The 7,063-nt window shown below is 57.9% G+C and carries 5 protein-coding genes and 1 pseudogene; all 6 read left to right on the top strand.

The window, feature by feature from the left end; all coding sequences use genetic code 11:
- Positions 1 to 1,178: pseudogene (locus tag JWR14_RS00555) on the top strand (DNA-directed RNA polymerase subunit beta'); the annotation flags it as partial.
- A gap of 191 nt (positions 1,179 to 1,369) precedes the next feature.
- A complete protein-coding gene (recQ, locus tag JWR14_RS00550) occupies positions 1,370 to 3,217 on the top strand; it encodes a DNA helicase RecQ (protein ID WP_299699516.1) in 1,848 nt (615 codons plus the stop codon).
- Between the two features lie 203 nt (positions 3,218 to 3,420).
- Positions 3,421 to 3,801, top strand: coding sequence for a 30S ribosomal protein S12 (rpsL, locus tag JWR14_RS00545; protein WP_165092719.1), 381 nt, complete (start codon positions 3,421 to 3,423; stop codon positions 3,799 to 3,801).
- A gap of 179 nt (positions 3,802 to 3,980) precedes the next feature.
- On the top strand, positions 3,981 to 4,451 hold the full coding sequence (gene rpsG / locus JWR14_RS00540) for a 30S ribosomal protein S7 (RefSeq protein WP_031361587.1): 471 nt from the start codon (positions 3,981 to 3,983) through the stop codon (positions 4,449 to 4,451).
- Positions 4,452 to 4,585: 134 nt separating this feature from the next.
- Positions 4,586 to 6,688: an elongation factor G gene (gene fusA / locus JWR14_RS00535; RefSeq protein WP_299699493.1), complete on the top strand. Its 2,103-nt coding sequence runs from the start codon at positions 4,586 to 4,588 to the stop codon at positions 6,686 to 6,688.
- Positions 6,689 to 6,740: 52 nt separating this feature from the next.
- A partial coding sequence (locus JWR14_RS00530) for a GTP-binding protein (protein WP_299699490.1) occupies positions 6,741 to 7,063 on the top strand: 323 nt, incomplete at its 3' end.

The following is a 7,063-nucleotide window of genomic DNA, read 5'->3' as shown; positions in this document are numbered from 1 at the left end:
CTCAATGGGATCCGTTGACGCGTCCGATCATCACCGAGTGGGGCGGTACGGTGAAGTTCGAAAACGTCGAAGAAGGCGTGACGGTCGCGAAGCAGATCGACGATGTGACGGGGCTTTCAACGCTCGTTGTGATCGACGTGAAGCGTCGTGGTTCGCAAGCGGCGAAGAGTGTTCGTCCGCAAGTGAAGCTGCTCGATGCGCAAGGCGAAGAAGTCAAGATCCCGAACACCGAGCATTCGGTGCAGATCGGCTTCCAGGTCGGCGCACTGATCACCGTGAAGGACGGTCAGCAAGTGCAGGTGGGTGAAGTGCTGGCACGTATTCCGGTTGAAGCGCAGAAAACGCGTGACATTACCGGTGGTTTGCCGCGTGTGGCCGAACTGTTCGAAGCGCGCTCGCCGAAGGACGCCGGCATCCTGGCGGAAGTCACGGGTACGACGTCGTTTGGTAAGGACACGAAGGGCAAGCAGCGTCTCGTTATTACCGACGTGGAAGGGGAACAGCATGAGTTCCTGATCACGAAGGAAAAGCAGGTGCTGGTGCATGATGGTCAGGTCGTCAACAAGGGCGAAATGATTGTCGATGGCCCGGCCGACCCGCACGACATCCTGCGTTTGCAGGGTATCGAGGCGCTGGCTCGCTATATTGTGGACGAAGTGCAGGACGTGTACCGTCTGCAAGGCGTGAAGATCAACGACAAGCACATTGAAGTGATCGTGCGTCAGATGTTGCGCCGCGTGCAGATCGTCGACAACGGCGATACGCGTTTCATCATGGGCGAACAGGTTGAGCGTTCGGACATGCTGGACGAGAACGACCGGATGGCCGCGGAAGACAAGATCCCCGCGACCTACGAGAACGTGCTGCTGGGTATTACGAAGGCATCGCTCTCGACCGATTCGTTCATCTCGGCTGCATCGTTCCAGGAAACGACGCGCGTGTTGACCGAAGCGGCCATCATGGGCAAGCGCGACGATTTGCGCGGTCTGAAGGAAAACGTGATCGTCGGCCGGTTGATTCCGGCTGGTACAGGTCTCGCGTTCCACAAGGCACGCAAGAGCCGCGAGTTGTCGGATCGTCAACGTTTCGACCAGATTGCAGCGGAAGAATCGTTCGATTTCGGTACGCCCGAAGCAGCACCTGTTGCACCTGCAGAACAGCAACATCCGGCGGAGTAAGTTTTGGAGTTCGGGCCTTTTTACAGGTTCGGGCTTTAACAACTGATCTGCTAGTACAAGAAGCCGCCCGGCTATCCCGGGCGGCTTTTTTTTGCCCTATCGATTGGCTAACGTTGAGTCATGCGTCGGTATGACGGCTCCGTCGTTGGTAAAATCGGGGCACTCACGCTCTGGCGCACTCCGTCTTCCCCATGTCCCGTTCGCTCGAAATTCTCAAGGAAGTATTTGGCTACCCCGTTTTCCGGGGGCAGCAGGGCGATATCGTCGATCATGTGGCCGCCGGCGGGGACTCACTCGTGCTGATGCCTACCGGCGGCGGTAAGTCGTTGTGTTATCAAATTCCCGCTTTGTTAAGGCGTGAAGCCGGTTTCGGCGCCGGGATCGTCGTGTCGCCGTTGATTGCGTTGATGCAGGATCAGGTGGCAGCGTTGAGCGAAGTCGGCGTGCGTGCTGCGTGCCTGAATTCGACGCTCACGGGCGCTGAAGCCGCTGCAACTGAGCGCGCATTGCGCAACGGGGAAATCGACCTGCTGTATGTCGCCCCGGAACGCTTGATGACGCCCCGTTTCCTCGAGCTGATCGAGAGTGTGCGCATCGGCCTGTTCGCCATCGACGAAGCGCATTGCGTGTCGCAATGGGGGCACGATTTCCGGCCGGAATATATCCAGTTATCGGTGCTGCATGAGCGGTTTCCATCGGTACCGCGGATTGCGTTGACGGCTACCGCTGACGCCATTACCCGCGAAGAAATCGTGCATCGCCTGGCTTTGGACGATGCGCGTATTTTCGTCTCCAGCTTTGATCGGCCGAACATCCGGTATCGGATCGTGGAGAAGGATAATGCGCGCGCGCAGTTGCTCGATTTCATTCGCGCCGAGCATACGAACCCGGACAAGACCACTGACGCCGGCGTGATCTATTGCTTGTCGCGGCGGAAGGTGGAAGAAACCGCGGATTGGCTTAAGAGCCAGGGCGTGCGTGCGCTCCCGTATCACGCGGGAATGGAGTACGAAATCCGTCAGCGGCATCAGGAGATGTTCAAACGCGAAGAGGGCGTCGTGATGTGCGCGACGATCGCGTTCGGCATGGGTATCGACAAACCTGACGTGCGCTTTGTCGCACATCTGGACTTACCCAAGAGCGTGGAAGGCTATTACCAGGAAACGGGGCGCGCGGGCCGTGACGGCATGCCGGCGAACGCTTGGATGGCGTACGGCCTGGGCGACGTGGTCCAGCAGCGCAAGATGATCGACGAATCCGACGCGGACGATACCCACAAGCGTGTGCAGGGTGGCAAGCTAGACGCGTTGCTTGGTCTCTGCGAAGCGGCGTCGTGCCGGCGCGTGCGTTTGCTCGGCTACTTCGGCGAGGCCAGCGAGCCCTGCGGCAATTGTGATACGTGTCTCGAGCCGCCTGAGTCGTGGGATGCCACCCGCGAGGCTCAAATGGCCCTGTCTTGCGTGTATCGAGCGCATAAGGCCAGCGGGTTCCACTTCGGCGCGGGTCACCTGATCGACATCCTGCGTGGCAGCCGGTCTGAGAAATTGCTTCAACGTGGTCATGAAAAGTTGTCCACGTTCGGACTTGGCGCAGCGCTGTCAGAGCAGGAATGGCGCGCGGTGTTTCGCCAATTGGTGGCGTTTGGCTATCTTGCTGTGGACCACGATGGGTTCGGTGCACTGATTCTCACCGAGGCAAGCAAGGCCGTACTCAAGGGTGAGCAGAACGTTACGCTGCGCAAGTACGTGAAGCCCACGCGCACGAGGCAGTCGTCTAGCCGAACGGGTGAACGCGCGGATCCGACGGCCGGCATGTCGCCGCGCATCAAGGCCCGCTGGGAGCGCTTGCGCGCATGGCGGGCGAGCATGGCGAAAAGCGATGGCGTACCGGCCTACGTGATTTTCCACGACGCCACGCTCGCCGAGATCGCGCGCAACGAGCCAGATTCCATCGAAGATCTCAGCCAGATTCCGGGGATAGGCGCGCGCAAACTCGAGCGTTTCGGCGACGAATTGCTCGAAGTCGTTGGCGCGAACTAACTTTTTAACGATCTGATCAAGCCGCGCACCTCCAAGCTATTGACCGCATTACGAATTTCAGATTATGATGCTAGGTTCTCGTTCTTGGATCTGCTAAGAGGATTCTCCTTGCACGCATGAGCAGGGCGAGAAAGTTCGATGCGCAGTCCGTTTTGCTTTGCCCGAAACGGAGGCGTCGATTTTGATCAATTTAGGAATAGACAATGCCAACCATCAATCAATTGGTTCGCAAAGGCCGCGCTTCAGAAGTAGTGAAGAGCAAGTCGCCGGCTTTGCAGGACTGCCCCCAGCGTCGTGGAGTGTGCACTCGCGTGTACACGACGACGCCGAAGAAGCCGAACTCGGCACTTCGTAAAGTTGCAAAAGTTCGTCTGACGAACGGTTTCGAAGTTATTTCGTACATTGGTGGTGAAGGCCACAACCTGCAGGAACACTCGGTCGTGCTGATCCGCGGCGGACGTGTGAAAGACTTGCCGGGTGTGCGTTACCACATGGTTCGCGGCTCGCTGGATACCCAGGGCGTCAAGGATCGTAAGCAAGCTCGCTCGAAGTACGGTGCGAAGCGCGCTAAGGCTGGCAAGTAAGCTTTTGCCGGTCAGGTTGTACAGGTTGCCCGTCAAGGGCGTTCAAGCGGTGGCGCCGGAAGTGCCGGTGCTGTCGAGTAAGTGGTCACCCGGCCAAGCTGGTTAGTCGATAGATAGATCGGGTTTGTTGGTGACCGCGGGGCTGAAATAGCTCCAACTGAAAAATCAAAGGAAGAAACATGCCGCGTCGTCGCGAAGTCCCCAAACGGGACATTTTGCCGGATCCGAAATTCGGCAACGTAGATGTAGCCAAGTTCATGAACGTGATCATGCTGTCGGGCAAGAAGTCGGTTGCCGAGCGTATCGTTTATGGCGCTTTTGAACAGATCCAGACCAAGGGTGGCAAGGACCCGCTGGAAGTGTTCACGGGTGCGCTCAACAACGTGAAGCCGGTTGTGGAAGTGAAGAGCCGCCGCGTTGGTGGTGCGAACTATCAAGTTCCAGTCGAAGTGCGTCCGTCGCGTCGTATGGCATTGGCGATGCGTTGGTTGCGCGAAGCTGCGAAGAAGCGCAGCGAGAAGTCGATGGCCCTGCGTCTCGCAGGTGAGCTTTCGGAAGCCGCGGAAGGCCGTGGCGGCGCGATGAAGAAGCGCGACGAAGTTCACCGGATGGCAGAAGCCAACAAGGCGTTCTCGCACTTCCGCTTCTAAGGCTGTATTCAGGCCTCCCGACCTGGGACGAACGGAAAAACCTCCGGGCGGGTGCGCTTACCAAGCGCCTCGCCCGTTTGTGTTAGGACGCGACTGGCATGTGTCGGTCGCGTCGACCCAATTAAGGATTCAAAGTGGCTCGCAAGACACCTATCGAGCGCTACCGAAATATCGGTATTAGCGCTCACATCGACGCCGGCAAAACGACGACGACCGAGCGCATCCTGTTTTACACGGGCGTGAACCACAAAATCGGTGAAGTTCACGACGGCGCAGCAACGATGGACTGGATGGAGCAGGAGCAGGAGCGCGGCATCACCATCACGTCGGCAGCAACGACGGCCTTCTGGAAAGGCATGGCTGGCGACCGCCCCGAGCACCGCATCAACATCATCGACACTCCGGGACACGTCGACTTCACCATTGAAGTCGAGCGTTCCATGCGTGTGCTCGACGGTGCGTGCATGGTTTATTGCGCTGTGGGCGGTGTTCAGCCCCAGTCGGAAACCGTGTGGCGTCAGGCCAACAAGTACAAGGTTCCCCGTCTCGCGTTCATCAACAAGATGGACCGCACCGGCGCGAACTTCTTCAAGGTCTATGACCAGCTCAAGCTGCGTCTGAAGGCAAACCCGGTTCCCGTCGTGGTGCCAATCGGCGCAGAAGACACGTTCACGGGCGTGGTCGACCTGATCAAGATGAAGGCGATCATTTGGGATGAAGCGTCCCAAGGCATCAAGTTCGAGTACCAGGAAATCCCCGCTGCATTGCTGGATACGTGCAACGAGTGGCGTGAAAAGATGGTCGAAGCTGCTGCCGAAGCCAACGAAGAGATGATGAACAAGTACCTCGAAACGGGCGCGTTGTCCGAAGAGGAAATCGTGAAGGGTCTTCGCGACCGTACGATCGCTTGTGAAATCCAGCCAATGTTGTGCGGCACCGCGTTCAAGAACAAGGGCGTGCAACGGATGCTGGACGCCGTGCTCGACTTCTTGCCGTCGCCTATCGACATTCCGCCGGTTCTGGGCGAACTGGAAGACGGCGCTCGCGAAGAGCGTCGTGCAGCTGACGACGAAAAGTTCTCGGCACTCGCGTTCAAGATCATGACCGACCCGTTTGTCGGTCAGCTGATCTTCTTCCGCGTGTATTCGGGTACGACCAAGTCGGGCGATACGCTGCTGAACGCGACCAAGGACAAGAAGGAACGTCTTGGCCGTATTCTGCTGATGCACGCAAACCAGCGCGAAGAAATCAAGGAAGTGCACGCAGGTGACATCGCTGCCGCGGTTGGTTTGAAAGACGTGACCACAGGCGACACGCTCTGTGATCCGGCGCATCCGATTGTTCTGGAACGCATGATTTTCCCGGAACCGGTGATTTCGCAAGCTGTAGAGCCGAAGACCAAGCCTGACCAGGAAAAGATGGGCCTTGCGCTCAATCGTCTGGCTCAGGAAGATCCGTCGTTCCGCGTTCAAACCGACGAAGAGTCGGGCCAGACCATCATTTCGGGTATGGGCGAGCTGCACCTGGAAATTTTGGTTGACCGCATGCGGCGTGAATTCGGCGTTGAAGCAACCGTTGGCAAGCCGCAAGTTGCGTATCGCGAAACGATCCGCGGCAAGGCTGAAGACGTTGATGGCAAGTTCGTCAAGCAGTCGGGCGGACGCGGTCAGTATGGCCACGTTGTCATTACGCTTGAACCGAATGAGCAGGGCAAAGGCTACGAGTTCCTGGACGAGATCAAGGGCGGTGTGATTCCGCGCGAGTACATCCCGGCTGTGGACAAGGGCATTATTGAAACGCTGAAGGCTGGCGTGCTGGCAGGCTTCCCGGTGGTGGACGTCAAGGTTCACCTGACGTTCGGTTCATACCACGACGTCGACTCGAACGAAAATGCATTCCGCATGGCCGGTTCGATGGCGTTCAAGGACGCAATGCGCAAGGCAAGCCCGGTCATCCTCGAACCAATGATGGCTGTGGAAGTCGAAACGCCTGAAGATTACATGGGCAACGTGATGGGCGACTTGTCGAGCCGTCGCGGTATCGTCCAGGGTATGGAAGACATGATTGGCGGTGGCAAGATCGTGCGCGCTGAAGTCCCGCTGTCGGAAATGTTCGGGTATTCAACGTCGCTGCGTTCGGCGACGCAAGGTCGCGCTACGTACACGATGGAATTCAAGCACTATTCTGAAGCTCCGCGAAACGTGGCAGAAGCGATCATCAACGCGAAATCCAAGTAATTCGGTAAGCCAAAAGTCTTTAACCGATCAACATATTTGAAAGAAGGTAATCATGGCAAAAGGTAAATTTGAACGGACCAAGCCGCACGTCAACGTAGGCACGATTGGTCACGTCGACCATGGCAAGACCACGCTGACGGCAGCCATCGCGACGGTGTTGTCGAAGAAGTTTGGCGGCGAAGCGAAGGCGTACGACCAGATCGATGCGGCGCCGGAAGAAAAGGCACGTGGCATTACGATTAACACGGCTCACGTCGAGTACGAAACGGCCGCGCGTCACTACGCGCACGTTGACTGCCCGGGACACGCCGACTATGTGAAGAACATGATCACGGGTGCAGCGCAGATGGACGGCGCAATCCTGGTGTGTTCGGC

This window comes from Caballeronia sp. (genome assembly GCF_028292365.1).
Classification (GTDB): Bacteria; Pseudomonadota; Gammaproteobacteria; order Burkholderiales; family Burkholderiaceae; genus Caballeronia.
This window is presented reverse-complemented; position numbering and strand designations above follow the sequence as displayed.